General features: G+C 65.9%; 23 protein-coding genes and 1 pseudogene. 4 read left to right on the top strand and 20 right to left on the bottom strand.

All coding sequences use genetic code 11. From position 1 onward, the window contains the following. Positions 1-146 precede the first annotated feature (146 nt). Complete coding sequence (locus R9B84_RS09315; RefSeq protein WP_423757763.1) at positions 147-698, bottom strand: DUF6013 family protein; 552 nt, start codon at positions 696-698, stop codon at positions 147-149. Positions 699-857: 159 nt separating this feature from the next. Then, positions 858-1,874: a zinc-binding alcohol dehydrogenase family protein gene (locus tag R9B84_RS09320; RefSeq protein WP_423757764.1), complete on the bottom strand. Its 1,017-nt coding sequence runs from the start codon at positions 1,872-1,874 to the stop codon at positions 858-860. 124 nt (positions 1,875-1,998) lie between these two features. Here R9B84_RS09320 and R9B84_RS09325 point away from each other — a divergent pair, with 124 nt between their 5' ends. Both R9B84_RS09325 and serB read left to right on the top strand, forming a co-directional pair. Further along, positions 1,999-2,940: a LysR family transcriptional regulator gene (locus R9B84_RS09325; RefSeq protein ID WP_423757765.1), complete on the top strand. Its 942-nt coding sequence runs from the start codon at positions 1,999-2,001 to the stop codon at positions 2,938-2,940. A 201-nt stretch (positions 2,941-3,141) separates the two neighbouring features. After that, positions 3,142-3,987 carry a phosphoserine phosphatase SerB gene (gene serB / locus R9B84_RS09330; RefSeq protein WP_423757766.1) on the top strand — a complete coding sequence of 282 codons (846 nt, stop codon included), beginning with the start codon at positions 3,142-3,144 and terminating at the stop codon, positions 3,985-3,987. A gap of 87 nt (positions 3,988-4,074) precedes the next feature. Here the strand turns inward: serB and R9B84_RS09335 are convergent, their stop codons facing one another. From R9B84_RS09335 to tssI, 11 genes are all read right to left on the bottom strand, one after another. Beyond that, on the bottom strand, positions 4,075-5,256 hold the full coding sequence (locus R9B84_RS09335) for a cystathionine beta-lyase (RefSeq protein ID WP_423757767.1): 1,182 nt from the start codon (positions 5,254-5,256) through the stop codon (positions 4,075-4,077). Between the two features lie 113 nt (positions 5,257-5,369). Next, positions 5,370-5,912 carry a hypothetical protein gene (locus R9B84_RS09340; RefSeq protein ID WP_423757768.1) on the bottom strand — a complete coding sequence of 181 codons (543 nt, stop codon included), beginning with the start codon at positions 5,910-5,912 and terminating at the stop codon, positions 5,370-5,372. 18 nt (positions 5,913-5,930) lie between these two features. Further along, complete coding sequence (gene bktB / locus R9B84_RS09345; protein WP_423757769.1) at positions 5,931-7,121, bottom strand: beta-ketothiolase BktB; 1,191 nt, start codon at positions 7,119-7,121, stop codon at positions 5,931-5,933. 68 nt (positions 7,122-7,189) lie between these two features. Beyond that, positions 7,190-8,116 carry a sugar kinase gene (locus R9B84_RS09350; protein ID WP_423757770.1) on the bottom strand — a complete coding sequence of 309 codons (927 nt, stop codon included), beginning with the start codon at positions 8,114-8,116 and terminating at the stop codon, positions 7,190-7,192. Positions 8,117-8,119: 3 nt separating this feature from the next. Further along, positions 8,120-9,481: a 30S ribosomal protein S12 methylthiotransferase RimO gene (rimO, locus tag R9B84_RS09355; protein WP_065499868.1), complete on the bottom strand. Its 1,362-nt coding sequence runs from the start codon at positions 9,479-9,481 to the stop codon at positions 8,120-8,122. 432 nt (positions 9,482-9,913) lie between these two features. Further along, positions 9,914-10,366 carry a hypothetical protein gene (locus R9B84_RS09360; RefSeq protein WP_423757771.1) on the bottom strand — a complete coding sequence of 151 codons (453 nt, stop codon included), beginning with the start codon at positions 10,364-10,366 and terminating at the stop codon, positions 9,914-9,916. 93 nt (positions 10,367-10,459) lie between these two features. Further along, the gene (locus tag R9B84_RS09365; RefSeq protein ID WP_423757772.1) at positions 10,460-10,717 is read right to left on the bottom strand and encodes a PAAR domain-containing protein; all 258 of its coding nucleotides are present in this window, start codon (positions 10,715-10,717) and stop codon (positions 10,460-10,462) included. 22 nt (positions 10,718-10,739) lie between these two features. Then, positions 10,740-11,399 carry a hypothetical protein gene (locus R9B84_RS09370; protein WP_423757773.1) on the bottom strand — a complete coding sequence of 220 codons (660 nt, stop codon included), beginning with the start codon at positions 11,397-11,399 and terminating at the stop codon, positions 10,740-10,742. Between the two features lie 411 nt (positions 11,400-11,810). Further along, complete coding sequence (locus tag R9B84_RS09375) at positions 11,811-12,284, bottom strand: hypothetical protein (protein WP_423757774.1); 474 nt, start codon at positions 12,282-12,284, stop codon at positions 11,811-11,813. A 168-nt stretch (positions 12,285-12,452) separates the two neighbouring features. Further along, positions 12,453-13,340, bottom strand: coding sequence for a DUF4123 domain-containing protein (locus tag R9B84_RS09380; protein ID WP_423757775.1), 888 nt, complete (start codon positions 13,338-13,340; stop codon positions 12,453-12,455). Positions 13,341-13,342: 2 nt separating this feature from the next. Next, positions 13,343-14,551, bottom strand: coding sequence for a type VI secretion system tip protein TssI/VgrG (gene tssI, locus R9B84_RS09385; RefSeq protein ID WP_423759985.1), 1,209 nt, complete (start codon positions 14,549-14,551; stop codon positions 13,343-13,345). Here tssI and R9B84_RS09390 point away from each other — a divergent pair. Beyond that, positions 14,532-15,098 (top strand): annotated as a pseudogene (locus tag R9B84_RS09390) (TraI domain-containing protein); the annotation flags it as partial. The gene tssI and the pseudogene R9B84_RS09390 sit on opposite strands and share 20 nt — an antisense overlap. A gap of 239 nt (positions 15,099-15,337) precedes the next feature. Further along, the gene (locus R9B84_RS09395; protein ID WP_065499853.1) at positions 15,338-15,589 is read left to right on the top strand and encodes a hypothetical protein; all 252 of its coding nucleotides are present in this window, start codon (positions 15,338-15,340) and stop codon (positions 15,587-15,589) included. 129 nt (positions 15,590-15,718) lie between these two features. On the opposite strand, the gene R9B84_RS09400 is transcribed toward R9B84_RS09395, so the two are convergent. From R9B84_RS09400 to R9B84_RS09430, 7 genes are all read right to left on the bottom strand, one after another. Further along, entirely contained in the window at positions 15,719-16,540 is an 822-nt protein-coding gene (locus R9B84_RS09400; RefSeq protein WP_423757776.1) for a lysozyme inhibitor LprI family protein, read from the bottom strand. Positions 16,541-16,983: 443 nt separating this feature from the next. Continuing rightward, positions 16,984-17,550 carry a polyhydroxyalkanoate synthesis repressor PhaR gene (gene phaR, locus R9B84_RS09405; protein WP_011352239.1) on the bottom strand — a complete coding sequence of 189 codons (567 nt, stop codon included), beginning with the start codon at positions 17,548-17,550 and terminating at the stop codon, positions 16,984-16,986. A gap of 119 nt (positions 17,551-17,669) precedes the next feature. Then, positions 17,670-18,410, bottom strand: a complete 741-nt coding sequence (locus tag R9B84_RS09410) for a 3-ketoacyl-ACP reductase (protein WP_263344703.1) — start codon at positions 18,408-18,410, stop codon at positions 17,670-17,672. A 122-nt stretch (positions 18,411-18,532) separates the two neighbouring features. Then, complete coding sequence (locus R9B84_RS09415) at positions 18,533-19,714, bottom strand: acetyl-CoA C-acetyltransferase (RefSeq protein ID WP_047900823.1); 1,182 nt, start codon at positions 19,712-19,714, stop codon at positions 18,533-18,535. Between the two features lie 98 nt (positions 19,715-19,812). Then, positions 19,813-21,678 (bottom strand): PHA/PHB synthase family protein, encoded by a 1,866-nt coding sequence (locus R9B84_RS09420; protein ID WP_423757777.1) that lies wholly within the window; start codon positions 21,676-21,678, stop codon positions 19,813-19,815. Between the two features lie 361 nt (positions 21,679-22,039). Continuing rightward, positions 22,040-22,879, bottom strand: coding sequence for a peptidoglycan editing factor PgeF (pgeF, locus tag R9B84_RS09425; protein WP_423757778.1), 840 nt, complete (start codon positions 22,877-22,879; stop codon positions 22,040-22,042). A gap of 6 nt (positions 22,880-22,885) precedes the next feature. Then, complete coding sequence (locus R9B84_RS09430; protein WP_423757779.1) at positions 22,886-24,094, bottom strand: RluA family pseudouridine synthase; 1,209 nt, start codon at positions 24,092-24,094, stop codon at positions 22,886-22,888. Positions 24,095-24,113: the final 19 nt, after the last annotated feature.

Here is a 24,113-nt window from a genome sequence, read left to right on the forward strand (position 1 = left end):
ATGCCGTCGCCGCGGCACTGTACCGCGAAGCAGGTCTCGGGAAAGCATCGTGACGGCGACACGAAACGCTCACGTGCCGCCCTGCTCGTCAGCCAGCCGAATCCGTTGCGCGCGCACCGGACGAAACGCCGGCCCGCGCGCGCCGCTCAACGCTTGATCGACACCGTCACCTTCGTGCCGTCGCTCATCGTCACGGACTTCGATCCGCCGTTGGTCGGAATCGACACCCACTTCACCTGGCTCACCGACACGACGTCCGGGCACTGCAGCGACTTGCCGCCCGCCGTCACGTTGCGCGTGCCCTTCGGTGCGGCCGCCTGGAAACTCAACTGCACGTTGGCGATCCCCTTCGCGTCGACCGACGGCGCGAGCCGCACCTGAGTCTGGCGCACCATCGCGCCGTTCTCGTCGCGCGGCAGATTGTCTGCGTTCGGGCAACCGCCCGGCATCGCGACCGCGCCGCTCGGTGGCACCGACTTCCAGTTGAAGTCGTCCGTCTCGCCCGAGCGGATCTTGCGGGTCTCCTGCGTATTGCCGAAGGTCTTCGAGTCGACCTTGACGGTGTATTCGAGCTGTCCCGTACCGCCGCCCTTCAGGCTGCCCTTGACCGGCGGCGCCGCGAATACGCTCGCGCTGACGCACGCGGCCGCGAACACGGCCGACCACGATGCGGCGACTGACAAGCTGCGTTGGCTCATGCTGACCTCCTTGTAATGCGGCGGCACGCGCGTGCCGCGCGGTTTTCGATGCATGATGCGTTGCCAGTCTACCGCCAAGCGGCATGCAATGCGCCGCAAACGCATCGGGTGTTACCCCGCTTGCGTTCGCGGCGCTGCAACCCTACGCGCGCTGCCGGCTCAGAAACCGCTCAGCACGAGCTTGCCGATCGTACGCCCGGCTTCGAGCAACTGGTGCGCGCGGCGCACGTTCGCGGCATTGATTGCGCCGAGCTGTTCGCCGAGCGTCGTGCGCAGCGTGCCGCTGTCGACGAGCCGCGCGACCTCGCCGAGGATCTTGTGCTGCTCGATCATGTCCGGCGTCTCGAACATCGCGCGCGTGAACATGAATTCCCAGTGAAACGCGGCGCTCTTCGCCTTCAGCAGTTCGACCGGCACCGGCTTCTCGTTCTCGACGATCGTGCAAATACCGCCCTGCGGCCGGATTACTTCCGCGGCGGCTGGGAAATGGCGATCCGTGTCGTTGAAGATCAGCACGTAGTCGACGTTCGGATGCCCGGCCTCGCGCAACTGCGCAGGCAGGTCGCCGAAATGGTCGACCACTGCATCCGCGCCGAGCGAGCGCACCCATTCGGCCGACGCCGGCCGCGACGCGGTCGCGATCACGTGCAGCTTGCCGAGCGTCTTCGCGAGCTGGATCGCGATCGAGCCCACGCCGCCCGCGCCGCCGACGACCAGCACCGACTTGCCGGCGTCCGCGCCCTGCGGCGACACACGCAGCCGGTCGAACAGCGCTTCCCACGCGGTCAGCGCGGTGAGCGGCAGCGCGGCGGCCGCGGCAAAGTCGAGCGTGCGCGGCTTCAGCGCGGCGATCCGCTCGTCGACCGCATGGAATTCGCTGTTCGCGCCGGGCCGCGTGATGCTGCCCGCGTAGAACACTTCGTCGCCGGGCCGGAACAGCGTGACCTCGGCGCCGACCGCGACGACCGTGCCGGCGGCATCCCAACCGAGCACGCGCGGCGTCTCCTCGACCTGCGGCTTCGGTGCACGCACCTTGGTGTCCACCGGGTTCACGGAAACGGCCTCGACCTTCACGAGCAGGTCGCGCGGCCCCGGCGCGGGCTGCGGCAGTTCCACGTCGAGCAAGGCCTGCGGGTCGTCAATCGGCAGATAACGGGTCAGTCCAACGGCTTTCATCACGAAACTCCTTTCAGGGAAACCGGACGGGCCGCGGCGCAGCCCCATGAACGTCATGGTAGGCAACCCGATCCTTCGAGAAAACCGCTATATTTCCTGAAACATTTTCAGGAATTTCAGAATAATGGCGTCCGATCCGATTCCGGCACCCGACAAGCCGCTCGACCTGCTCGACGTCGCGCTGTTCGTGCGTGCGGCGCTGCTCGCGAACGTCACCGCGGCAGGGCGCGAATTCGGCGTGTCGGCCGCGGTCGCGAGCGCGCGCATCGCGCAACTCGAGCGCCAGCTCGGCGCGCGGCTGTTGCACCGCACCACGCGCCGCATCAGCCTCACGCAGGACGGCGAGATCTTCATGGCGCGCGCCGACGCGCTGCTGTCGGCCGCCGACGCCGCGCGCGCGTCGGTCGGCCGCGGCCGCAGCGAGCCGTACGGGCGGCTGAAGGTGTCGATGTCGTCGTCGTTCGGCCGCCAGCATGTTGCGCCGGTGATTCCCGCGTTCCTGCGTCGCTACCCCTCCGTGTCGCTCGACTTGCGGCTGTCCGACGAGATCGTCGATCTCGTCGACGACGGCTACGACGTCGCGATCCGCCTCGGCGCGCTGAAGGATTCGACGCTCGTCGCGCGCAAGCTCGCCGTGAACCGCCGCGTGCTGTGCTGCTCGCCCGCGTATCTCGCCGAGCACGGCACGCCGCGCCATCCGGCCGACCTCGCGCAGCACGAGTGCGTGATCCTCGGCGACCAGCGCGACTGGTCGTTCGCCACGCCGCAAGGCCCGCTGACCGTGCGGGTCGGCGGCCGGCTCGTCGCGAGCAACGGCGAGGCGATCCGCGAAGCGCTCGTCGACGGCTTCGGGATCGCGATCAAGTCGACCTGGGACGTCGGCCCGCTGCTCGCGAGCGGCGCGCTCGTCACGGTGCTCGACGACTATCCGTTCGCCGACGACGTCGCGATCTGGGCCGTCTATCCGAGCCGCGCGCACGTGCCGCTGAAGACGCTCGCGTTCATCGCGTTCCTGGCCGAGCATTTCGGCGACCCGCCGTACTGGGACCGCGCGGACGAGCGATAGGTGCCGGCGCTCGGCTCGCGCCGCGGGCGTACCGGTTCGAGTCCGGCCTCAGGATTCGTACCTGCCGCGACCGCCCGGCCCGGCCAACCGGCTACAATGGCGCGTTCGCGACGCAACGGCCCGCACCGAACGGGGCCCGCGTCCGCAGGCGGCCGCCCATTGGCCGCGCATGCATTTCATTCGCATCCCAATCATCCCGCCATGACCCACAACCTCGTCATCCAGAGTCTTGCGCCGCTGTCGGACGCCCATCACAAACCGCTGCTCGCGTTGTCGCGCGGCACCCGCATCGTGCAAACCGACGATCACGCGCTGCGCATCGAAAACGCGAACCCGGCGCAGCGTCTCGACATCGACGCGTACTGCGGCACGCACGCACTCGACTTCGCGTTCGTCGAGGCCGGCCGCACGCTCGGCGATTTCGGGCTCGTCGTGATGGACATGGATTCGACGCTGATCACGATCGAATGCATCGACGAGATCGCCGATTTCTGCGGGCTCAAGACGCAGGTCGCCGAGATCACCGAAGCGTCGATGCGCGGCGAGATCCGCGACTTCAACGAAAGCCTCACGCGCCGCGTCGCGCTGCTGGCCGGGCTCGACGCGCAGGCACTCGAGCGCGTGTACGAGGAACGGCTGCAACTGTCGCCGGGCGCCGAGACGATGCTGGCCGGCGTGAAGGCGGCCGGCATGAAGACGCTGCTCGTGTCGGGCGGCTTCACGTTCTTCACCGAGCGGCTGAAGGCGCGCCTCGGCCTCGACTACGCGCATGCGAACACGCTCGAGATCGTCGACGGCAAGCTGACCGGCAAGGTGCTCGGCGAGATCGTCAACGCGGACGTGAAGGCGCGCCTGCTGCGCGACACGTGCGCGTCGCTCGGCCTCGAGTCGAGCCGCGCGATCGCGATGGGCGACGGGTCGAACGACCTGAAGATGATGGCCGAAGCCGGGCTGTCGGTCGCATTCCACGCAAAGCCCGTCGTGCGCGACGCGGCGACGGTCGCGTTTGATCACGTCGGCCTCGACGGGCTGCTGCGGCTGTTCTGATCCCGCGCGACCTCGAATGAAAAACGCCGGCGCGATGTTGCATCGCGCCGGCGTTTCGTTTTTCCGCGGGACCTTATCGGCCTGCGATCAGCCGAGTACGGCCTGCATCGCGCGCTCGATGTCGGCGCGCAGGTCGGTTTCGTCCTCGAGACCGACATAGAAACGCACCAGCGTGCCGCGATGCGGCCAGTCCGGGCGCATCGACGCGACGTCGTAAGGCATGGCGAGGCTGCACGCGCCGCCCCAGCTCCAGCCGATCGCGAACAGTTCGAGCGACTCGACGAAGCGGTCGATCTGCTCCGCGCTGTAGCGCGCGTCGAACACCACCGAGAACAGCCCGCCCGCGCCCGTGAAGTCGCGCACGAATGACGCGTGCCCCGGGCAGTCGGCAATCTGCGGGTGCAGCACCGCCGCGATCTCCGGGCGCGCCTTCAGCCATTGCGCGAGCGCGAGCGCGCTCTTGCTGTGCGCATCGAAGCGCACCTGCATGCTCGGCAGGCTGCGCAGCACGAGCGAGCAATCGTCGACCGACACGCCGATCCCGCAGCGCATCCGCGCAAGCTTCAGCTTCGCGTGCAGTTCGGCGTTCGCGGTGATCGTCGCGCCCATCAGCACATCGCTGCCGCCCGACTGGTACTTGGTCAGCGCCTGCACCGAGATATCGACGCCGTGCTCGAACGGCTTGAACGCGAGCCCGGCCGAGAAGGTGTTGTCGATCGCGGTGACGATGCCGCGCGCCTTCGCGGCCGCCGTGATCGCCTGCACATCGGGCACTTCCATCGTCACCGAGCCGGGCGCCTCGATCCAGATCAGCCGCGTGTTCGGCTGGATCAGATCGGCGATGCCGGCGCCGACGAGCGGATCGTAGAAGCGCACGGTGATCCCGAAATCCTTCGCGAGCCAGTTGCCGAAATCGGCGTTCGGCCCGTACACGTTGTGCGGAATCAGCACGTCGTCGCCGGCTTTCACGATGCCGAAGTAGACGTTCATGATCGCCGCGAGACCCGACGGCTGCAGCAGCGCGTGCGTGCCGCCCTCGATCTCGGCGAGCCGCTGCGCGAGCGCGAGCGACGTCGGCGTCGCATGCAGCCCGTAGCGCCACTGGTTGTCGTTGTGCCAGACGAGCGCGCGCATCGTCGCGAGATCGGGGAACACGACCGTCGACGCACGCGCGACCGGCGGCACGAACGAACGGAAGCCTTCCGGGATGACGTCGTCGGGTTGAACGATGCGGGTTTGCAGCGCGCGCTTGGGAGTGGATGCAGTCATGACAGGAAGCCGGGCACAAGGCCGTTCGGTTGCGGAAGATGTCGCTAGATTAGCCAAAATCGGCGTATTTGGCCCGGTACAATGCGCGCCGCGCACGCCGAGCCAGCGCGGGCTCAGTCGTCGGTGCGCAGGTTGACGACGCCGCTCACCGTCTCGATTTCCCGCACGCGGCCGTCGCGCACCTGCAGCGCCGCACGTTTGCCCGGCGCCAGGCGCAGCACGACGGGCTGCGGATCCGATTCGTCCGAGTTCATCCGGTCGGCCTTCAGGTCGCCCGTCGCGTCGAAGCGGCCGACCCACACGCCGGTGATGTTCGTGCCGTCGTTCGATTCCTCGATTTCGAGCGTATCGCCATCGCGATCGCCCGCGAGCAGGACGACCTCACCCGTATCGGCGAACTGGTATTCGCCGTGCACGCCTTCCTCGTCCTTCTTCGGGCCGAGATGCACGACGATCGGCCGGTCGCCGAGCGTGCCTTCGTAGCGCGGCAGGCGGGCGAATTCGGGATTCGGCCGCAGCGGCCGAGCGGGTGCCGCTTCATCCTGTTGCGCGCCCGGCGCGACGGCCTGCGCCGCAACCGCGCCCGGCAGCGCGATGCCCGCCGCCAGCGCGCATACGACGACGAGCGCCCGTTGCCATTCCGAATATCGACCCACCTTGCGTTGCTCCTTGCTTCAGATTCGCTCGAAAATCGCGGCGATGCCCTGCCCGCCGCCGATGCACATCGTCACGAGCGCGTATCGGCCGCCGATGCGCTGCAACTCGTACAGCGCCTTGACGGTGATCAGCGCGCCCGTCGCGCCGATCGGGTGGCCGAGCGAAATGCCGGACCCGTTCGGATTCACCTTTGCCGGGTCGAGACCCAGCGCCTTCGTCACCGCGCATGCCTGCGCGGCAAATGCCTCGTTCGCCTCGATCACGTCTAGGTCCGCAACCGTCAGCCCCGCGCGCTCGAGCACCTTCTGCGTGGCCGGTACGGGACCGATTCCCATGTAGGCCGGATCGACGCCCGCATGCGCATACGCGACGAGGCGCGCGAGCGGCTTTGCGCCGCGCCTCTCGGCGACGCCGCGCTCCATCAGCAGCACCGCGGCCGCCGCGTCGTTGATGCCCGACGCATTGCCGGCCGTCACCGTGCCGTTCTCCTTCACGAACACGGGTCGCAGCTTCGAGAAGTCGTCCAGGCTCGCGTCGTGGCGCACGTGCTCGTCGTGATCGAACACGACCGGCGTGCCCTTCTTCGAGCCGATCAGTTCGACCGGCAGGATCTGGTCCTTGAAGTAGCCGGCCTTCGCCGCGTGCGATGCGCGACGATGCGATTCGAGCGCGAGCGCGTCCTGCGCGTCGCGTGAAATGCCGTACTTCGCGGCGACGTTCTCGGCCGTCACGCCCATGTGGATCGTCTGGAACGGATCGTTCAGCGCGCCGACCATCATGTCGACCGCGCGCATGTCGCCCATGCGCTGCCCGAAGCGCGCGGCCGGGATCGAATACGGCGCGCGGCTCATGTTCTCCGCGCCGCCCGCGATCGCGATGTCCGCATCGCCGAGCAGCACGCCCTGCGCGGCCGACACGATCGCCTGCAATCCCGAACCGCACAGCCGGTTGACCGTGAGCGCCGGCGCGTGCTGCGCGACGCCGCCGTTGATCGCGGCGACGCGTGCGAGATACATGTCCTTCGGCTCCGTGTGCACGACGTTGCCGAACACTACATGGCCGACCTCGTCGCCCGACACCTGCGCACGCTGCAGCACTTCGCGCACGACTTGCGCGCCAAGTTCGGTCGGCGCGATGTCCTTCAGGCTGCCGCCGAAATCGCCGACCGCGGTACGCACGCCGCTCACCACCACCACGTCACGTTGCATGTTGCCTCCTCATCCTGCTCTTCGAATGAATCGATCGTGCGGGCCGTGGCCGGCGTGCGTGTGCCGCGTCAGCCTTGCATCAGGCGCTCCACCGCATCACGGTGCGGAATCGGCGCGACCGCGCCGTAGCCCGTCGTCGACAGTGCCGCCGCCGCGTTCGCATAGCGCGCCGCAGCGAATGGATCGTCGCCCGCGACGATCCGGGCGACGAAGACGCCGCCGAAGCAGTCGCCCGCGCCCGTCGCGTCGACGGCCTCGACCGCGAAGCCCGGCACGACGCGCCGCTCGTTCGGCGTCGCGACATATGCGCCTTCCTTGCCGAGCTTCAGCGCGACGACCTCCGGCCCGTGTTCGAGCATCGCGTCGACGATCGCGTCGCGATCGTTCGCGCCCGTGAGCGCCGTGACGTCGTCCCAGCTCGGCAGGCAGATGTCCGTCTGGCGCAGTGCCTCGCGCATCACCGCGCGAGCGCGCGGCAGCGGCCACAGCTTCAGGCGCAGGTTCGTGTCGAAGCTGACTTTCGCACCGTTACGGCGCGCATGGTCGATCGCCGCGAACGCGGCGTCGCACGCGGCCGTGCTGATCGCGAGGCTGATGCCCGACAGGTGCACGGCCTTCGCCGCCGCCAGCGCGTCGAACGGCAGGTCGCCCGCCGCATAGCGGCTCGCCGCGGAGCCCGCGCGCAAATAGTCGAACTGGTGGCCGTCGGCGCCGTGCGTGACGAAATACACGCCGGTCGGCGCCGCGCGGTCGATCCGCACGTACGTCGTATCGACGCGCTCGGCGCGCCACATGTCGGCCAGCAGGCGGCCGAACGGGTCGTCGCCGATCGCCGACACGAAGCCCGTCGACGCACCCTGGCGTGCCGCCGCGATGCAGAAGTTCGACGTGTCGCCGCCGAAGCCCTGCAGGAATTCTGGACGGCCCGGCTGCGACTGGTTGAATTCGATCATCGCCTCGCCGAGCGCGAGGATCTCCGGAGACGCAGCGGTCATCGCTTACACCTCGCCCCACAGATCGTGGCCGTCGGCACCCGTGATCTTCACGGACACGAAATCGCCGACCTTGTAGCGCTTCGACGCCTTCGTCGCCGGCTCGACATAAACGACGCCGTCGATCTCCGGCGCATCGGCTGCCGTGCGGCCGATCCCGCCTTCTTCGCTGACTTCGTCGATCAGCACCTTGAGGGTCTTGCCGACCTTGCGCTGGATGCGGTTCGCCGATACTTCCTCGGCGACTTCCATGAAGCGCGCGCGGCGCTCTTCCCGGACATCGTCGGGCAGCGCGCCGTCGAGTTCGTTCGCGGTCGCACCTTCGACCGGCGAGTACGCGAAGCAGCCGACGCGATCGAGTTCCGCCTCGCGGATGAAGTCGAGCAGCGTTTCGAACTGCTCTTCCGTCTCGCCGGGGAAGCCCGCGATGAACGTGCTGCGGATCGTCAGGTCCGGACAGATCTCGCGCCACTTCTGCACGCGCTCGAGCACCTTCTCGGCGTTCGCCGGACGCTTCATGCGCTTCAGCACTTCGGGGTGCGCGTGCTGGAACGGCACGTCGAGATACGGCAGCACGTGGCCCTTGAACGGACCTTCGGCCATCAACGGAATCACTTCGTCGACGCTCGGATACGGATACACGTAGTGCAGGCGCACCCACGCGCCATACTGCGCGGCGAGTTCGCCGAGCGCGGCGACCAGGTCGGTCATGCGCGTCTTGATCGGCTTGCCGTTCCAGAAGCCCGTGCGGTACTTCACGTCGACGCCGTACGCGCTCGTGTCCTGCGAGATCACGAGCAGTTCCTTCACGCCCGACTTGAACAGGTTCTCGGCTTCCAGCATCACTTCGGCGACCGGACGCGACACGAGATCGCCGCGCATCGACGGGATGATGCAGAACGTGCAGCGGTGGTTGCAGCCTTCGGAGATCTTCAGGTACGCGTAGTGGCGCGGCGTGAGCTTGATGCCGGCCGCGGGCACGAGGTCGACGAACGGGTCGTGCGGCTTCGGCAGGTGCGAATGCACGGCCTGCATCACTTCGCCCACCGCGTGCGGGCCGGTGACGGCGAGCACCTTCGGATGGACTTCCTCGATGAGGTTCGAGCCGCTGGCGCTCGACTTCGCGCCGAGGCAGCCGGTGACGATCACCTTGCCGTTCTCGGTCAGCGCTTCGCCGATCGCGTCGAGGCTTTCCTGCACGGCTTCGTCGATGAAGCCGCAGGTGTTCACGACGACGAGGTCGGCGCCGTCGTAGGTGCCGGAGATTTCATAACCTTCGGCGCGCAGTTGCGTGATGATTTGTTCGGAATCGACTAACGCTTTCGGGCAACCAAGCGAAACGAATCCTACTTTGGGGGATTGGGACATCTGGAGTGTGGGGGCGTGGCAGCAAAAGCGTGAGTTTACAGCGATTTATGGGTCAGCAGCCTAAAACGAGCGGCTGGAGACGGCGCAGGCTTTCAACTCGGATACGCCGTGCGGCGGACGGCCGTGCGCAAGATCGAGCTTGATGCGACCCTTTCACTACGTGACAAAGGGTCTTCCGCTTACCATCAGCGATGTCTGGAAGGGGCACTCGACGTGTTCGTGCAGGCGAATCGGGGATGGTCAGGTGCAGGACGGCCTGCGCTGATTGTCGGGGGCCTGAGCCGCCAGAGTCGAGCCGACACTTGTTTCGTCGTTGGCGCAGCAACCCACGTCGATCGCGAATACCGGGATTACGGTCAACGCGGCCGGCGACAGCCTCGCGGCGAAAGAACGCAACACCGTTCTGCCGGTGTGCGCTCCGTACATCAGGCATCAGCGTGCAGACGAGGAGCTCGGAGGTGACCGGTTGGACGCTTTGCTGTTCGTTGCCGAGCCGAGCACGAGAATGACGCCGTCCTTACAGATGCGAAATTCCAGGTTTCGGCCCTCAATCGATAAGCCGCTTCCGTCGCGCAAATGCAGGTATCCCAAGACCCCATTTCCCATGAAATGCACGATATGCGAAAACGTATCATGGAGTTGCACTGTCTCGTGACGTATGACTTGGCTCAAGTCGTCGATTTGTACACGGCGGATCGCCGGGACGTTCACACTCATGTTGCCCGACTCCGAGACAAGCACGTGCTCGCCATGCGGACCTTCCATCACGTAGCTGCCGTCCGGAAAATCAATACGCCTGTAGCCAGGGATGTCAACGTTGGCGTCCTTCGGACCTGAGGTTCGAGATGCACCCTTACCTGTCGATGACTGATTGTCGTCGTTCATCCATACTCCTTGCCTACGCTATCGCGGCGGTAATCCATCTCCGGCAGACATCGCAGACGACCGCCCCGTCGCGACCGCTTGCACCGGCTGCTGTTACTCCACCAGCCACCCAGTCTCGCCCTCGACCAGGGTGCCGCCATGGCTGGTGGTATCGCCCTGACGCGCCGCCGGCCGGCCTTCGATCTCCGTGCCAGGCGAGCCGGTTTGAATCTCCGCGCCGCAACTGATGCGGTCGCCGACGCGCGCGATCGCTCGGCCGTTGATGGCAGCGGACTCGGCGCCACTGACGACGGTACCCTCGCCGTGGATGGGACAGCTGTGTCGGTGACCGACGAGTACGATAGGTCGCATATCAAGCTCCTTATGGTTTGTACTACTTCTGAATTTCCTGGCGCTTACTAGCGAGCAAGCGAAGACCACCGAAGATGCCGATCGCCAAGGCAGGTAACGAGGCCATGGCGAGCTTCATAGTCACAACGGTGATGGCGAGGCCCGCGCAACTGACCACGATCAGTGCGCCGAGCACCTTGGCCAGCCACGTGCCCTGGAAATGGCTCTGCTTGATCGACACCGTTGGGTTGTGCGACCGCCAGGTCGCCATGGCGGGTCCAAGCGCCGCCTGGAAGGCCTTGTAGCCGGGTGTCTTGCGGCTACCGAGCAACACCAGCGTTGGCTGCTTCCGGCGCGTGAGTCGGATCAGTCCGTCCAAGGTATATGCGGTGACACTGTCAAAAGTGACGGTTCCATAGCGCTTGAAGACCAAGGCATCGGGTGTGATGTGCACCACGTCTTTGGCAGGTGGATACACCACGTGGGCCAAGATCAACGGGGTGGCGATGCAGACGACTATCAGCGCCGCGATGGCAAGAAGCGGTCCGTCGGTGGACAATGGGAATAGCGCGAACATCGACACGACTAGCAGTGGAGAAAATAGCGCCGCCAACGGGGCGGCCTGATGCCACCGGGTGTAGATAACCACGTTAGGCAGGTCATTGACCCCGTTGATCGCCGTTTCGAGGCTGGGGTTGGTCATACGAGTGCACTCCAGAAAATTGTTGATCGGCCGCTTCGAGACCGATGGGCCTCCGCTCAGGCGCTTTGTGCACCTGGGCATGACGCCGGAAAGCCGTGCTGCCACCACGATGCCTCGGTCAGTTCGAGGGCTGGGCAACTGCCCTATCGGCCTTCTCGGCTGAAACCACTGCACGAGGCGACTCACGCCGCCGCGCCCATGACCGACGCCCGGTGCGCGCCGTAGCACACCATGTTGACGACGATGATCCCCGGCGTGTTTCCGGTCATTCGACGGAGCGGATGGCCGATGCCACGCTGGGTCGCTTCTGTGTGGAAAATCACAATGCCATCGTCATCGGTTCAACGCGCCAAGGCTTCCGCCGGCGGCGGTGCGCTCGGCGCGCCTCCTTTGGGATCGGGTGCCTCTGCATCAATCCTCCCGTCCGTCCCATACGCCATCGCAAGCATCAGTGAGTTCCTTTGGCCATTTGCGGCGCGGAAGGATACGGTCGAGCGCCATGTAGAAGATGTCGCCCAGCGCTATGAGCCATAAGAAAGGTGCGACGACAGGAAAGAGCACGGGTGCCAGCAGGCGCTTCCACCAAGTGCGCGTCCGGAACATACCGAACGGATTCCACGCCTTGATGCACTCTCGCATGCTGGTGGCTCGATAGTTGTCCAGGGCCGAGGAAGGCGGCAGGGCATCCATGCCGTCTTGCATGTATAGGCGGATGTATTCCCACACCATTGCTGCGCCGTAGATGCCACGATTGAAGAAGGCTTCGTCGGCATCCTTCGTCGCAGCGATGCCGATGCGCAGACGACCAGTACCACGCCATGGCGCTTTCCGATTGCGTCTCGTCGAACAGGTAGATGAAACCGCCGCCGATGCAACGCAAGCCATACTGGGCGTGATCGAGCGCTCTGAAGCTCCGGTCCAGCGAGGGCAGCGCATAGGGATAGAGTGCGCCGCCTTTCGGTTTGGCGTGGGCAGAGTAGCGCAAGGGAAACAAAGGGATGCGAGCTTGGCAGCTTTCACGGGCGCTGGCGTATGAGGTCGTTCCGGCCATGCTCAGAATCCTTCGGTAAGCAGATGATTTAACGCACGGGTCGTGCGAGCACCCGGCGCCAGTTTGGCGTCGCCCAGCAAGGCGACGACGGCGTGTGCGTGTGTCTGGTAGGCGGGGTGGCGGAAGACTTCCATCGCGGTTTCCAGATGGTGCGACTCCTGGAAGCCCCACTGGTAGAGTTGCTCCAGCCAGATCCGTGTTTGCTGGCGAGCGCTATCGCGGAAGCTATGGGGCGCGCGCTGTGTGAGAGCCGTCTGTTTGCGCAACTGGTGGTCGGCCAAGCCGGCATCGATAGCGGCCATCTCGGCGTCGAAAAACTGGAAGCCACCCTGTACGTGGTAGGCATCTTCCGACTTGCGATAGCGCCACCATTGGTGGTCCGGGCCCAGGTTTTCCCGCCACAGCAGTTCTTGCACCGGGCCAAGCAGTGCGGCGGCACGATGCGGAGCCAAGGCTTGCAATACGCTGGCCAAGGCCGCCGTTTCCTGAAGACGAAAGCGCGCCTTCTTGCCGTCGGGCATGTACACGAAAAGGATTTCGCGCAGGTGGGCCAGCACCGGCTCCATAGATTCGGGCGATACCAGGAGCACGGCGCCGCCGGTTGGCGGCCACACGTCAACGAAGGTGCTCGCCAGCGCGGAGCCCGGTCCGTACTGGACCAGCATCGGGCCACGGGTGTCGTAGTCGTGGTACTCGGTTTCGCGCCACACCCAGCGTTGCGTGCTGGTGAAATCGAGCGAGCGCACTGTATCCGCGATGGTGTGGTCTTCCGGCGTACTGGGTTGCGCCAGCAGCCACTCGTCCAGTATTTCGCTTTCCAGCAGCAGGTAGGTCGAGGGCGAGGTATCCGTGCCCTCGGGAAGTATCGGCTGCTCCAGTGCTTCGAGCATAGTCAGCTCCCCCGGAAGTTGCCGCATGGGCAGTCGGAGCGTGGGCAACTCCCGTCACTGCGCTTCATGCAGAGCACATCAAATGGCAGGCCCCGGGTTGGGACGCCCACTGGGGCGGGCACCGCACTTGCGCCCCCACTACTCTGCGTCATCGGCCCCTTCACCCGAATCGCCACGGCGTCCAGCGTGATGCCACCGCCGTCGATGCGCACGGTGCCGCCAGGCCCTTTGATTTCCAAGACCTCGGCGGCCCGGATTTCATAGACCTTAGTGCGATACCGAATGGCTTGCCCCGCCTCCAGCTCAGCCCGCCCCTGCACGCGCTGTTCCAGATGCCCGCCGATCTCCGCGGTGTGGTTGGCAGCCGTCTTGTCGCGGCGATGGTTGCCAACATCTTCGGTGCGATCCTTGCCGGTGTGGATGGTGTGATTGCGGCCAATCGTCAGGAAATCGTCCTGCCCGATGTCGTGGCGACGGTCCTGACCGATCGTGACTTGCTCGTCATGGCCGACGGTTTCTTTGCGGTCGTTGCCGATGGCAATCGTTTCGTCGTGCTCAACCTGCTCGCTGCGGTCGTTGCCCACGAAGGTGGTTTCGTCGTGGTTGACGTGGATGTTCTGATCGCGCTGCGCGTGGACGTAGATTTCCTCCTGATCCTTCTCGTCCTCGAAGCGCAGTTCGTTATAGCCCTCGCCCTTGTGCGTCTGGCTCTTGATCGTCATCCGCGTCTTGTGCCGCGGCAACTCGTACGGCGGCAACTGCAAGCGGTTGTACGCCCGCCCGATGATGAGCGGCTGGTCCGGGTCGCCATCGAGGTTGACCACGATCACTTCCTGCCCGATGCGCGGGATCGCCATATGGCCCCAGGTCGCGCCGGCCCAGTTCTGCGCGACCCGGATCCAGCACGAGCTGTGTTCATCGTGCTTGCCCTCGCGATCCCACGGGAACTGCACCTTCACCCGGCCGTACTCGTCCGTGTAGATCTCTTCGCCTTCGGGGCCGACCACCGTCGCCGGCTGCGGGCCGTCGATACGCGGGCGCGGCAGCGGCTCGGCGCGCCATTCCGCATCGTCGGGCAACTTCAGACGCGCCAGGCGCGGTTCGACCACGGCGGAATAGCGGGTGCGTCGAAATCCCGTATCACGCTGAACGAACGACGAGATGGCGCCATGCACGTAACCAACTGCTTGGCAGACGTTGCTGGAGCACATCCGGCAACGCACGTCGTTGTCCAGCACACAGTTCGCCCTGCTGAATCGGCAGCCGCTGGAACGCTATGCGGCGCTGGCGCAAGACCCCCCCGTGTCAGAGACCCACCACCATGCTTACCCGGGCGGCATGCTGGACTACGGCCCCGAGATCGTCGCCTACGCGCTCAAGCTGAGCCATCTGCGCCTGCTGCCGGTCGGCACCACGCGAAAGGATCAGGCAGCGCAGGCCGAAGTCTGGACGGCCGCGACGGCCTACGCCGCGCTGCCGCACAACCTGGGAAAGATTGCGGCGAATCTCAACGTTGAATTGGCCTGGCACCCATGGCATGACCCACTGAACCATCCCTGTCGGTTTCGCTATCGTGACGGGCGCGCGTATCGCCTGCACTGCGCGGCCATGCGGCTGCGCTACACGCAGGTGCTGGACACCCCCATCCTCGACTGGCTCAGCGACCATCGCGAAGCGTGGTCGTCACTGCTTTACGTGTTGGCCGGCCAATACGAGGATGCCGGCACGCTGAGCGAACTGGTGGTGCAAGCGGACCAGGTCAGGTCCAGCGGCCCAAAATGGGCGGAGAGGGGCAACAGGGAGCGTCGGTTCGCGCATGTCGCACACCAGCGCCCCCTCTCCGACACTGAGCTGGATACAACCCTTTCACGTCAAAACGGGGAACGGTCGACCCGCCATCGACTGGCCGCATCGCGCAAGACCCGCCCGAATCCTGCCAGCCGCTATGCGAAAATCGAGGCTTCCAGTCTCTTCAATCAACCCACAACGGGGCCCGCATGACCACCCACATCACGATCGAATTCACCGAGCACGCAGCAGAAGGCATCGGCGAACAAACCAGCACCAGCTTTTCCTACGATCAAGGCGCGCATGTGCCACAACCCGGCGACTTCGTCGAACTCGAGAATTCGCGGCAGACGTTTCTCGTGATCGGCCGCGTGTTTTCGCTCAAGGCCAACTACAGCGCCGTCAAGCTCGTGCTCGACCTTCCTCCGCACGACGACGAGCAAGGATTCCCGGCGCTGTAAAGCAATCCGGGCCGGTACCGTCGGCGTTGCCGCCGGCAATCGCACGCGTCCGGCCCACGTTGCGTGAAATCACTCGAGCGACGAGATCGTAAAAAAGCCCGCCGGAGCGGGCTCGATCCAATCCTGCACTCACGGAAACATCGCCGCAGTCAGACACCGCTCAAACCACACCGCATCGTCGCCATCGCCGATCGGCCACATTTCCGCATCGAGTTGCGGCAAACCGGTTGCCGGCGCGGGCGCACGCTTATCGTCACCGGACACCCCCGCCCGCATCCACCCCGATTGCGCACCCCCGTTATCGCACGCATGCCCATGCGCCTGCGCCTCGCAGAACGCAACCGGGCGCACCTTCCCGCCGTCGGCCGCGCTCACGGAGCGGTATTGATAAACCGCGCCGGTCGCCCAGTCCTCGCTCTGGCTGCAAACCCGTGCACGATGCTGCACATGAACCGCGCCGAAACACGCATATGAAACGTGCGCGCCACGCGCATCGTCGGGAATGAAATCGCAGTTTCCATCGAAGCCGGTCAACGGGCCGCCCGTATATTTCGCGAGCCACCGGCGCTCGGCCAGCGCTCGCGCGTTCAGTCCTTGACCGGACTGATCGGCCAGCGCGGCGGTGCGCCGGTCGATTGCCTTGCGCACTTCGTCGACGGCCAGCGGATGGCCATCGTAATCGGCGTTGAGCCGGTTGTTGCGCGCATCGATCCAGCGGCGCTGGCTGCGCACCAGCATGTCGCGGATAGCGGCGTCCGGCGCGGCCTTCAGCGCGCCCGCATACGCCGAATTCATTCGCACATCGGCCGCCCGCAACGCGCCGTTCGCACAGATGCGCTTCTCGATCGGCTGCGCGGCTTTCGCGCAATCCATCGCAAAACCTGGAACGGCCAGGCCAACGCCAAACATGAACATCGCAGCAAGACCGGCCAGCCTGCCGGCCGATGCCATTCGAATCCCTCGCATGCTTTCTCTCAGTGGGTTTGTTTTTCTCGGCCGCACAGCATCGACGCGGCATCGAACATCCTGTCGTGCCCGGGAACCGATACAGCGATTCGCCGAAGGCCGCATCGGCACATCCGGTCCGCACCGTATCGGGTGCGGCAGGCAAACACCTGCACCGGCACAAGCGCGCACGGTCGGGCGCGGTGTGCCCCGGCACTCTATTCGCTTGCTGACTGGATCTCGATCGACTGGACAACGGTCATGCCCGCCCCGTACTCGGCGCGAGCATGTCGTGCCGACGATCATGAACGATCGTCGGCGATATCTTCCGGCAGGCGGCAGCCGCGCATCGTCGTGCCCGGGCACGCGATCGGCCACCCCGCGCCACCTTGCTTCGCGGCACCGACGCCCGACGGCTCGCGCCGCCGCGGCCGGCCTGCCGCGAATCGCTACTTCTTCTCCGGCTCCGACGCGCCCGGCTGCTTGAACGGGAACGTGCTGAACATCGACTTCGCCTGGTTCTGCATCTGCTCCTGCATCTGCACGAACATGTTCTTCGACTGCTCGATGTAGCTCGTCATCATCCCTTGCATCATCGGCGCCTGCATGTTCATGAACTGCGACCAGACTTCCGGATTCATCGCGTTGCCTTCGTACAGGTTCTTCGACTGATCCGCGAGCTTGTTCTGGATGTCGATGAACGCCTGGATGTTCTTTTCCAGGTACGTGCCCATCATGCCCTGCATTGCGTGACCGTAGAAACGGATGATCTGCGACAGCATCGACGACGAGAACATCGGCACGCCACCACTTTCCTCTTCGAGGATGATCTGCAGGAGGATGCTGCGCGTCAGGTCTTCGCTGGATTTCGCATCGACGACCTTGAAATCCTCCTGCTCCAGCACGAGTTGCTTCACGTCGGTGAGCGTAATGTACGTGCTTGTCTCGGTATCGTAGAGCCGGCGGTTCGGGTACTTCTTGATGAGCCGTTCGGCCGTCTTCTTTGTAGTAGTCATGTAACGCCTTTCAGTGCAGCGTAGCGCAAGTGACGAATCCCCGCCGCCCGAATCCGGGAGGCGGGGGCCTTCGGAACACACCCGGCTGCGCGGCCACCCGGCCCGCACAGCCCGGGCGTTCAGCCCATGTGCAGGCCGCCGTTCAGCGAGAAGTCGGCGCCCGTCGCGAAGCCGGAATCGTTCGACGCAAGCCACGCGACGATCGAGCCGATTTCCTCCGGCCCGCCGAGACGCCGCACCGGGATCGTCGCAACGATCTTCTCGAGCACGTCGGGGCGGATCGCCTTCACCATGTCGGTGCCGATGTAGCCTGGCGACACGGTGTTGACCGTCACGCCCTTCGTCGCGACTTCCTGCGCGAGCGACATCGTGAAGCCGTGAATGCCGGCCTTCGCGGTCGAATAGTTGGTCTGGCCGAATTGCCCCTTCTGGCCGTTCACCGACGAAATGTTGATGATCCGGCCCCAGCCACGCTCGACCATCCCGTCGATCACCTGCTTCGTCACGTTGAACAGGCTCGTCAGGTTGGTGTCGATCACGGCGGTCCAGTCTTCGTGCGTCATCTTGCGGAACACGACGTCGCGCGTAATGCCCGCGTTGTTGACCAGCACGTCGATCTCGCCGACTTCGGCCTTGACCTTGTCGAACGCATCCTTGGTCGAGTCCCAGTCGCCGACGTTGCCTTCCGACGCGATGAAATCGTATCCGAGCGCCTTCTGGTCCTCGATCCATTTCACCCGGCGCGGCGAGTTCGGGCCACAGCCCGCGACGACCTTGAAGCCGTCTTTCAACAGACGCTGGCAGATGCTGGTGCCGATGCCGCCCATCCCGCCCGTTACGTACGCAATTCGCTGAGACATAGATCTCACTCCATTTTCTTGGTTTCGAGAGCTGCCGGAGGCCCGCTCTGACTTCACGTGGCGCCGGCCGAAACCGCAATCGGCCGGCGCCCGGATTCGGTTCGCCGGTAACGGACGACCGGTTACGGACGCTCGACCGCAAGCGCGACACCCATCCCGCCGCCGATACACAGCGACGCCAGCCCGCGCTTTGCATCGCGCTTGGCCATCTCGTGCAGCAGCGTCACCAGGATCCGGCAACCCGACGCACCGATCGGGTGACCGATCGCGATCGCGCCGCCGTTCACGTTCACCTTCGACGTGTCCCAGCCCATCTGCTTGTGCACCGCCAGCGCCTGCGCCGCGAATGCCTCGTTGATTTCCATCAGGTCCAGGTCGCCCGGCGTCCAGCCCGCGCGCTCCAGGCACCGGCGCGAGGCCGGCACCGGGCCCATCCCCATCACGCTCGGATCCACGCCCGCGTTCGCGTACGCCTTGATCCGCGCGAGCGGCGTCAGGCCGAGCGCCGCCGCCTTCTGCGCCGACATCACCAGCACCGCCGCCGCGCCGTCGTTCAGACCCGACGCGTTCGCCGCCGTCACCGAACCGTCCTTCGAGAACGCCGGCTTCAGCCCCGCCAGCGATTCCGCCGTCACGCCGTGACGCACGAATTCATCGGTCGCGAACTGCAGCGGCTCGCCCTTGCGTTGCGGAATCGACACCGGCACGATCTCGTCGTCGAAGCGCCCGGCCTTCTGCGCGGCTTCCGCCTTGTTCTGCGACAGCGCCGCGAACGCGTCCTGCTCTTCGCGCGTGATCCCGTATTCCTTCGCGACGTTCTCCGCCGTGATGCCCATGTGGTACTGGTTGTACACGTCCCACAGGCCGTCGACGATCATCGTGTCGACCAGCTTCGCGTCGCCCATCCGGAACCCGTCGCGCGAGCCCGGCAGCACGTGCGGCGACGCGCTCATGTTCTCCTGGCCGCCCGCGATCACGATCTCCGCGTCGCCCGCGACGATCGCATTCGCCGCCAGCATCACGGCCTTCAGGCCCGAGCCGCACACCTTGTTGATCGTCATCCCCGGCACTGCCGCCGGCAGCCCGGCCTTGATCAGCGACTGCCGCGCCGGGTTCTGCCCCGAGCCGGCCGTCAGCACCTGGCCCATGATCACTTCGCTGACCTGCTCGGGCTTCACGCCTGCACGCTCCAGCACCGCGCGGATCACCGTCGCGCCCAGCTCCGGCGCCGCAATCTTCGCAAGCGAGCCGCCGAATTTGCCGACCGCGGTCCGCGCGGCCGATACGATCACTACGTCCGTCATTTCCCTTTCCTCCAGGCCCGCACGACACGGCGCATCGTTACCGGCCCTGTTAAAAAACTGCGGTGCATCGAACAGCGTGCGCCGCTGTCCGGTTTTCGTCAATCGCGCTGCAACACGTAGCGTCCCGGCGCCGGCTCGATCGCCGGGAACTGCGCGGAACCGGGCTTGGCGGGCGGCGCCACCTTGCGGCCGCCGTACTGGTCGAGCCATTCGACCCAGGTCGTCCACCAGCTTCCCGGCTGCTCGGCCGCACCGGCGAACCAGTCGTCCGCGGCTTCGGGCAGGTCGCTGTCGTTGACCCAGTAGCTGCGCTTCTTCTTCGCCGGCGGATTGATCACGCCCGCGATGTGACCCGACGCGCCGAGCACGAACTTCAGCGGGCCCGACAGGATCGACGTCGATGCATAGGCCGTCTGCCACGGCACGATGTGATCCTCGCGCGAGCCATAGATGAAGGTCGGCACGTCGACCAGCGACAGGTCGACGGATTCGCCGCACACGGTCAGCGCGCCCGGCTCGCGAAGCTTGTTCTCGAGATAGGTATTGCGCAGGTACCACGCGTACATCGGGCCCGGCAGGCTGGTCGAATCGCTGTTCCAGTACAGCAGGTCGAACGGCGCCGGCGTGCGGCCCTTCAGGTAGTTGTCGACGACGTAGTTCCACACGAGATCGTTCGGCCGCAGGAACGAGAACGTGTTCGCGAACTCGACGCCGCGCATCAACCCCGGTTGCGTGCCGTTCTTGCCGCCGATGGTCTGCTCGCGCATCTGCACGTGCGCCTCGTCGACGAACACGTCGAGAATGCCGGTGTCGGTGAAGTCGAGCATCGCGGTCAGCAGCGTCATCGACGCGGCCGGATGCTCGCCGCGCGCGGCGAGCACGGCCAGCGCGGTCGCGAGCATCGTGCCGCCGACGCAGAAGCCGAGCGTGTTGATCTGTTCGCGGCCGCTGACCTGCTGCACGGCATCGATCGCCGCGAGCAGCCCTTCGTTCATGTAGTCGTCCCACGTCTTGTGCGCGACCGATGCATCCGCATTGCGCCACGACACGAGGAACACCTGATGGCCGTTCGACAACGCGTGCGCGACAAGCGAATTCTCGGGCTGCAGGTCGAGGATGTAGAACTTGTTGATGCACGGCGGCACGATCAGCAGCGGCCGCTCGAACACCTTGTCCGTCTTCGGCGTGTACTGGATCAACTGGATCAGGTCGTTCTCGTAGACGACCGCGCCTTCAGTACACCCGAGGTTCTTGCCGACCACGAACTGCGATTCGTCGGTCTGCGAAATCTTGCCGCGCTGCAGGTCGCCGAGCAGGTTCATCATCCCCTGCCGCAGGCTTTCGCCCTGCGTCTCGAGAATCGATTTCTGCGCGTCGGGATTGAGTGCGAGGAAGTTGCTCGGTGCGGCGGCGGCCGTCCATTGCTGGACCGTGAAACGGATGCGCTCGCGCGTCTTCGGATCGGTCTGAAGCGCGTCGGCCAGTTCCTGCAGGTAGCGTGCGTTGAGCAGATACCAGGCAGCCGCGAACGCATGGGCCGGCGACGCCTTCCACGCATCGCCGCTGAAACGGCGGTCCTTCAGTTCGGGCGACTCGAGCTTCGCGGCGGCCGCCTGCTGCATCAGCGCCATGCAATCGCGCGCGTAGTCGGCCTGCAGCGTCTGCAGCCGTTCGGGCGGAATCGCGGCAACCGGCAGCTTCAGCCCCGCGAACGGCGACGCCATGCTGCCCAGATCGGGCATCGACGGCACCTGGAACGGAAACGAAGTCGGGAACTGGAATGTCGCGAACGGATTAACGGTGGCCGACGCAGTCGCGGCGCGCGCCGGATCTGCAAAACCGCGCCATGCGTTCAACCACGATTCGAACATCTGCTGCATCGGCTGGGCGACCGGATCGAAGCCGGTGCTGCCTGCGGAAGTGCCCGCCTGAGCGGACGTCGACGAATTTTTCGATGCTGTCATTACCTGCCTTACCGGTGATTCGTGAGCGTCTATCGTGAAATCCTGCTCGCGCGCGGCGTGCCGGCTGCGAGCCGGGCCGTCATGCTCTGGAGAGGCGTCTCCAGATTCTGCCGCAGTGCGGTATTTTTATCATTATCGTTTTCCCCATGTGAAGCGCCATGTCAAACCGCTGAACATTTCTGCACGAAGATAATCCGTGCGCAACAGACGGGACAAGGGTTCCGGCGAAACATAAAACATTCTGGTCGACTTGACTTCGGGATTTTTCATTCAACTGCGCATGCAACGCCGCATTGCCGCCTAAATGTCGAGATAACCCGATTTCGCGACGCAACAAAACCATGCGTGCATGCGCATGCCGTCAATCGGCCAGCCAGATCGCCGCCGCCATGCGACCCGTCACACGGTCGCGCCGATACGAATAGAAGCGCGAGGTTTCGGTGACCGTACAGGCGGTCCCGCCGCTCACGTGCGCCACGCCCGCACGCGCGAGGCGCAGGCGCGCGAGCGCATAGAGATCGGCGAGAAACTTGCCGGGCGTGCCGTCGATCGCGACGAACGCACGACGGGTTTCATCATGCTCCGACTGCGGGGCCGTGTCGAGAAACGCGTCGCGCACGTCGGCGCCGACCTCGAACGCCTGCGGGCCGATCGCCGGCCCGAGGTACGCATGAAGCGTGTCCGTCGCGCCGCCCGCCAGCGCCGCGACGCGCGCCGCGGTCTGCTCGACGATGCCGGCCGCGAGCCCGCGCCAGCCCGCATGCGCGGCACCGACCGCCCGGCCCTGCGCGTCGCACAGCAGCACGGGCAGGCAATCGGCCACCATCACGACGCAGACGGCACCCGCCCGGTCCGTGACGCTCGCGTCCGCCTGCACCGGCGCCGCGGCTGCGGGCGCCGCCGCGATCACCTCGTCGGCGCGCACGATCTGCGCACCGTGAACCTGCTCGAGCCATGCCGCGCTCGACTGGCCTGCCAGCGCGAGCAAGCGCGCGCGATTCCCGGCGACATGGACGGGATCGTCACCGGTATGCAGGCCGAGATTCATCCCGCCCGCCAACGCCGCACCATCCTGCCAGCGCCCGTACGGGCCTTCGCTCACACCGCCGTCGCGCGTCGTGATCAGCGCACGCACGCGCGGCGACACCTGCCAGTCGGGCTGCACGCAGTCCTGCCACGTCAACGGCGCCAGGTTCGTCATCGGCACTCACTCCTCCTCATCGTCCAGGTACGGCTCATCGTCGTGATACTCGCCGCCGAAATCGTCATCGTCGTAGACACCGTCATCGTCGTCGAATTCCTCGTCGCCCTGCCCGAAGCCGAGCGCCGCGACGAGTGCGTTCATGTCGTCCGGCAGCGGGCAGCGCCACTGCATCGCCTTGCCCGTGACCGGATGCACGAGGCCGAGCCGCCATGCATGCAGCGCCTGTCGCGCGAACCCGTCCGGCAGCGGCGCGACCGAGCGCTTGCCGCGCGCGCGCCCGTAGACGGGATCGCCGAGCAGCGGGTGCCCGGCGTGCGAGCAGTGCACGCGGATCTGGTGCGTGCGGCCGGTTTCGAGGTCGCACTGGATCGCCGAAACCGGCTGACGTTGCCACACGCATGTGTCAACCGTGCGGAAATGCGTGCGCGCGGGCTTGCCCGACGCGCCAGTGACGACGGCCATGCGCGTACGCTCGCGCGGATCGCGGCCGATCGGCGCATCGATCGTGCCTTCCTCGGGCATCGTGCCCCACACGAGCGCGAAGTAGCGGCGCTTCACCGTGCGGGCCTGCAGCTGACGCACGAGGTCCGTCTGTGCGGCCAGCGTGCGCGCGACCACCATCAGGCCGGAGGTCTCCTTGTCGAGCCGGTGGACGATCCCTGCACGCGGCAGGCCGGCCGCCGCGTCGCCGTAGCGATGCAGCAGGCCGTTCAGGATCGTGCCGCTCCAGTTGCCGGCTGCCGGGTGCACGACGAGGCCGGCCGGCTTGTTGATGACGACGAGCGCGTCGTCCTCGTAGATGACGTCGAGCGGCACGGGCTCCGGCGTGAACGCGAGCTGCTCGGGAAGCAGGTCGGGTACGAGCTCGATCTTTGCGCCGAGCGGCACCGGCTGGCGGATCTTCGCGGGCGCGCCGTCGACCAGCACGCGCTGCGCCTCGATCCAGCTCTGCAGGCGGCTGCGGGAGAATTCGGGGAACAGCTGGGCGAGCGCCTTGTCGAGGCGTTCGCCCGCGAGCGACAGCGGCACTTCGACGACGCGCGGCGCGTCATCGCCCGCCGCGGAGGGCACCACGGGCGGCTGCAATGCGTCGCCGGTCAGATCGTCATCGAGGGAATCCCCCGAGGCAGCGTCGGCGGGCCGACCGCTTGGGCTATAATCTTCGCGATTTGGTGTGCCCGGCTGGGCATTCTGCGAACTTGAACGGGTCATTTAGACTGGGTCACCGAGA

The sequence above is a fragment of the Burkholderia sp. NLJ2 genome (genome assembly GCF_049487195.1).
Taxonomy (GTDB): Bacteria; Pseudomonadota; Gammaproteobacteria; order Burkholderiales; family Burkholderiaceae; genus Burkholderia; species Burkholderia pyrrocinia.

What these genes read in the sequence shown, in the direction of transcription:
- R9B84_RS09315 (WP_423757763.1), bottom strand. Translation starts at nt 698, where the DNA reads ATGAGCCAACGCAGCTTGTCAGTCGCCGCATCGTGGTCGGCCGTGTTC.
- R9B84_RS09320 (WP_423757764.1), bottom strand. Translation starts at nt 1,874, where the DNA reads ATGAAAGCCGTTGGACTGACCCGTTATCTGCCGATTGACGACCCGCAG.
- R9B84_RS09325 (WP_423757765.1), top strand. Translation starts at nt 1,999, where the DNA reads ATGGCGTCCGATCCGATTCCGGCACCCGACAAGCCGCTCGACCTGCTC.
- serB (WP_423757766.1), top strand. Translation starts at nt 3,142, where the DNA reads ATGACCCACAACCTCGTCATCCAGAGTCTTGCGCCGCTGTCGGACGCC.
- R9B84_RS09335 (WP_423757767.1), bottom strand. Translation starts at nt 5,256, where the DNA reads ATGACTGCATCCACTCCCAAGCGCGCGCTGCAAACCCGCATCGTTCAA.
- bktB (WP_423757769.1), bottom strand. Translation starts at nt 7,121, where the DNA reads ATGCAACGTGACGTGGTGGTGGTGAGCGGCGTGCGTACCGCGGTCGGC.
- R9B84_RS09350 (WP_423757770.1), bottom strand. Translation starts at nt 8,116, where the DNA reads ATGACCGCTGCGTCTCCGGAGATCCTCGCGCTCGGCGAGGCGATGATC.
- rimO (WP_065499868.1), bottom strand. Translation starts at nt 9,481, where the DNA reads ATGTCCCAATCCCCCAAAGTAGGATTCGTTTCGCTTGGTTGCCCGAAA.
- R9B84_RS09360 (WP_423757771.1), bottom strand. Translation starts at nt 10,366, where the DNA reads ATGAACGACGACAATCAGTCATCGACAGGTAAGGGTGCATCTCGAACC.
- R9B84_RS09365 (WP_423757772.1), bottom strand. Translation starts at nt 10,717, where the DNA reads ATGCGACCTATCGTACTCGTCGGTCACCGACACAGCTGTCCCATCCAC.
- R9B84_RS09370 (WP_423757773.1), bottom strand. Translation starts at nt 11,399, where the DNA reads ATGACCAACCCCAGCCTCGAAACGGCGATCAACGGGGTCAATGACCTG.
- R9B84_RS09375 (WP_423757774.1), bottom strand. Translation starts at nt 12,284, where the DNA reads ATGGCTTGCGTTGCATCGGCGGCGGTTTCATCTACCTGTTCGACGAGA.
- R9B84_RS09380 (WP_423757775.1), bottom strand. Translation starts at nt 13,340, where the DNA reads ATGCTCGAAGCACTGGAGCAGCCGATACTTCCCGAGGGCACGGATACC.
- tssI (WP_423759985.1), bottom strand. Translation starts at nt 14,551, where the DNA reads ATGTGCTCCAGCAACGTCTGCCAAGCAGTTGGTTACGTGCATGGCGCC.
- R9B84_RS09395 (WP_065499853.1), top strand. Translation starts at nt 15,338, where the DNA reads ATGACCACCCACATCACGATCGAATTCACCGAGCACGCAGCAGAAGGC.
- R9B84_RS09400 (WP_423757776.1), bottom strand. Translation starts at nt 16,540, where the DNA reads ATGGCATCGGCCGGCAGGCTGGCCGGTCTTGCTGCGATGTTCATGTTT.
- phaR (WP_011352239.1), bottom strand. Translation starts at nt 17,550, where the DNA reads ATGACTACTACAAAGAAGACGGCCGAACGGCTCATCAAGAAGTACCCG.
- R9B84_RS09410 (WP_263344703.1), bottom strand. Translation starts at nt 18,410, where the DNA reads ATGTCTCAGCGAATTGCGTACGTAACGGGCGGGATGGGCGGCATCGGC.
- R9B84_RS09415 (WP_047900823.1), bottom strand. Translation starts at nt 19,714, where the DNA reads ATGACGGACGTAGTGATCGTATCGGCCGCGCGGACCGCGGTCGGCAAA.
- R9B84_RS09420 (WP_423757777.1), bottom strand. Translation starts at nt 21,678, where the DNA reads ATGACAGCATCGAAAAATTCGTCGACGTCCGCTCAGGCGGGCACTTCC.
- pgeF (WP_423757778.1), bottom strand. Translation starts at nt 22,879, where the DNA reads ATGACGAACCTGGCGCCGTTGACGTGGCAGGACTGCGTGCAGCCCGAC.
- R9B84_RS09430 (WP_423757779.1), bottom strand. Translation starts at nt 24,094, where the DNA reads ATGACCCGTTCAAGTTCGCAGAATGCCCAGCCGGGCACACCAAATCGC.